We start from the raw sequence: 3413 nt of genomic DNA on the forward strand, positions 1-3413 counted from the left end.
GTGTTTGTTTTTCAGTCGTTTGATTTTCCGATCTGCAGGTTGTCGGCCGCGTAGGCCACATGCAGCCAGGCCGACGTCCAGACGACCAGCGTCGCACTCGCACAAGACACGCCTGCCGAGGGTACGCGGGCCGTCCGACGGGTCAGGTCGCCGGGCCGACGTGCTCGACCAGCAGCGAGCGGAACCGGTCGACCGCCTCGGCGTCCGCGAACGCCCGGCGCGGCACGGCGTACACAGCGGTCGTGCCGGTCCTGAGCACGAAGCCGCGCGCGGTCTCGACCCAGCCGGGCAGCTCGCCCCAGCTCAGCTCGCTGCGGGCGGCCTCACCGACGGACATCCGCAGCGAGTGCGCGTCGGCCGTGCCGCTGACCGTCCTGGCGGCGAGCGGGTGGTTGTGGAAGTTCACCGCGGTGCCCACCGGGACCAGTGCGATGATGATCACAGCGAGGACGAGGCCGAACACGCCCGCCCACGTCATGCCCATCGCCAGCACCACGACGCCCAGCACGCCGAGCGCGGCGGCGAACCACGGCGCCCACCGGTACAGCGGCACGGCGGTGCGCAGCGCGTCACGCCAGTCCGCGGGCCGGGGCGACCAGCTGAAGTCCACGCTCACCGGGCGGCCCCGGGGGTCGGACGCTTCACCGGCTCGCAGCACCGGGTGGCGCAGAACGCGCCGTTGGTGGTGCACCCGGCGGTCGGGAAGTCCGACAGCTTGCGCGCCGGGGCGTCGGCCACGTGCTCCGCGACGAGCTCCGCGACGAGCTGGGCGAACCGGGGATCGGCGTTGGGCGTGGCCGCGCGGGCGAAGCCCATGCCCAGCTCCTGGGCGCGCTCACGGGCCTCGGTGTCGAGGTCCCAGACCACTTCCAGGTGATCGCTGACGAACCCGATGGGGCACACGACCACGTTGCGCACACCCTTGTCGTAGAGGGTGTCGAGGTGGTCCACGACGTCCGGCTCCAGCCACGGGATCTGCGGCGGACCGGACCGCGACTGCCACACCACGTCGTGGTCGGACACGCCGGCGGCCTCGGCCACCAGCCGGGACGCCTCGGAGACCTGCCGGGAGTAGAGGTGGCCGCCGTCCTCGGGCGGTCCGGCCGCCCGGTCCGCCGACACCGGGACCGAGTGCGCGGTGAACACGACCCGGTAGTCCTCGCCGGGCAGCTGGGCCGCGGCGGCGCGCACGGCGTCCGCGAACGACGCGACGAACAGCGGGTGGTCGAAGAACTGGCGCAGCTTGACCAGCTCGGGCGCGTCCTCGACGGCCGCGCGGGCGCGCAGGATGTCCTCGTCGTACTGCCGGCACGCCGAGTAGCCGCCGTAGGCGCTGGTCGGGAACACGAGCGCGCGCTTCACGCCGGCGGCCTTCATCTCGGCCAGCGTGTCCTCGACCATCGGGTGCCAGTTGCGGTTGCCGAAGTAGATCGGCAGGTCGACCAGGCCGCGCACGGCCTCGATCGCGGCGCGGTTGAGCGCGTTGATCGGGGACACGCCGCCGAAGTGCTGGTAGTGCTGCTCGACCTCGTCCAACCGCTCGGGCGGGACGCCCCGGCCGCGGGTGACGTTCTCCAGGAAGGGGCGGACGTCGTCGGGTCCTTCCGGTCCGCCGAAGGACAGCCAGAGCAGCGCGTCGTAACTCACCCGGACATCCTCGCGCCGCCGCTCGCGGACCGCACAACCGGGTCGGCGTGGTCGAGGGCACACCGACCCGGTCCCGCGGGCTAGAGGCCGAGGAAGTGGACGCCGCCGTCCACGAACACCATCGAGCCGGTGGTGGCGGGGAACCAGTCCGACAGCAGGCCGCACACCGACTGGGCGACCGGCGTCGGGTCGTCGACGTTCCACCCGAGCGGCGCCTTCTCGCCCCACATGGCCTCCAGGTCCGCGAAGCCGGGGATCGACTTGGCGGCCATCGTGCGCACCGGGCCGGCCGAGATCAGGTTCACCCGGATGCCCTGCGGGCCGAGGTCGCGCGCCAGGTAGCGGTTGATCGACTCGAACGCCGCCTTCGCCGCGCCCATCCAGTTGTAGGCGGGCCACGCCTGGCGGGCGTCGAAGTCGAGGCCGACCACCGACGCGCCGCGGCCCATCAGCGGCAGGGTGGCCTGCACCAGGGCCTTGTACGAGTACGCCGAGACGTGCATGGCCGTGGCCACGTCCTCCCACGGCGCGTCCATGAACGGCGCACCGAGGCACGACGGCGGCGCGTAGCCGATCGCGTGCACGACGCCGTCCAGCCCGTCCACGTGCTCGCGCACCCGGTCGGCCAGCGTGTCCAGGTGCTCCTGGTTCTGCACGTCGAGCTCGACCACCGGCGCGGCCTGCGGCAGGCGCTTGGCGATCCGCTCCACGAGGCTCATCCGGCCGAAGCCGGTGAGCACCACCTGGGCGCCCTGCTCCTGGGCGACCCTGGCCACGTGGAAGGCGATCGACGCGTCCGTGATCACGCCGGTGATCAGCAGCCGCTTGCCTTCGAGCAGTCCCGTCACTGAAACCCGTCCTCCGAAAGTGTTGTGCTTGGTACTGGTCTTGCCCGGTGGTGGTGCGGTCCGGTGGGTCAGTGGCCCATGCCGAGGCCGCCGTCGACCGGCAGCACCGCGCCGGTGATGTAGGCGGCGGCGTCGGAGGCCAGGAACGTGACGGCGGCGGCGATCTCGTCGGTCGTGCCGTAGCGGCCCGACGGCACCTGGGCGAGGATCTGCTTCTTGCGGTCCTCGGGCAGCGCGTCGGTCATGTCCGTGGTGATGAAGCCGGGCGCGACGACGTTCGCGGTGATGTTGCGCGTGCCGAGCTCGCGGGCGATCGAGCGGGCCACGCCGACCAGGCCGGCCTTGCTGGCCGCGTAGTTGACCTGGCCCGCGCCGCCGGTGAGGCCGACCACGGAGGAGATGAACACGATCCGGCCGTAGCGCTTGCGCAGCATGCCCTTGGACGCGCGCTGCGCGACCCGGAACGCGCCGGTCAGGTTGGCGTCGAGGACGCGGGTGAACTGCTCGTCGGTCATCCGCAGCAGCAGGGTGTCGTCGGTGATGCCCGCGTTGGCCACGACCACCTCGACCGGCCCGTGCGCGGCCTCGACCTCGGTGAACGCCGCGTCGACCTCGCTGGAGCTGGTCACGTCGCACTTGACGCCGAGAAGGCCCTCGGGGGCGCCGGACCCGCGGTGCGTCACGGCGACCTTGTCGCCCTGCGCGGCGAACGCCCGCGCGATCGCCAGACCGATGCCCCGGTTGCCGCCGGTGACCAGAACGGACCTCGACACGCTTGCTCCCATCGCTGCTGGTTGATGCGGGTGCGAGGCTATCTCCTGCGGTCGGCCCGACCACGGGCGAGGGTGGGCCGGGCGGGTCGACCTCGGTGTTCGAGCCGCACCGGTCGGGCCCTCCGCCGGCGGCACGCCGGCCGCG

4 protein-coding genes are annotated in these 3413 nt (G+C 72.5%); all 4 read right to left on the reverse strand.

Features of this window, described 5'->3' with window-relative positions; translation table 11 throughout:
* Positions 1–142 precede the first annotated feature (142 nt).
* A complete protein-coding gene (locus AB0G02_RS30900) occupies positions 143–616 on the reverse strand; it encodes a YcxB family protein (RefSeq protein WP_360801007.1) in 474 nt (157 codons plus the stop codon).
* The gene (locus AB0G02_RS30905) at positions 613–1647 is read right to left on the reverse strand and encodes a ferrochelatase (RefSeq protein WP_360801010.1); all 1035 of its coding nucleotides are present in this window, start codon (positions 1645–1647) and stop codon (positions 613–615) included. Before AB0G02_RS30905 ends, AB0G02_RS30900 begins: the two co-directional genes overlap by 4 nt.
* Before the next feature lie 80 nt (positions 1648–1727).
* A complete protein-coding gene (fabI, locus tag AB0G02_RS30910; protein ID WP_360801013.1) occupies positions 1728–2495 on the reverse strand; it encodes an enoyl-ACP reductase FabI in 768 nt (255 codons plus the stop codon).
* Positions 2496–2563: 68 nt separating this feature from the next.
* A complete protein-coding gene (locus tag AB0G02_RS30915; RefSeq protein WP_360801016.1) occupies positions 2564–3268 on the reverse strand; it encodes a beta-ketoacyl-ACP reductase in 705 nt (234 codons plus the stop codon).
* Positions 3269–3413: the final 145 nt, after the last annotated feature.

The organism is Actinosynnema sp. NPDC023658, from assembly GCF_040639995.1.
GTDB lineage: Bacteria > Actinomycetota > Actinomycetes > Mycobacteriales > Pseudonocardiaceae > Actinosynnema.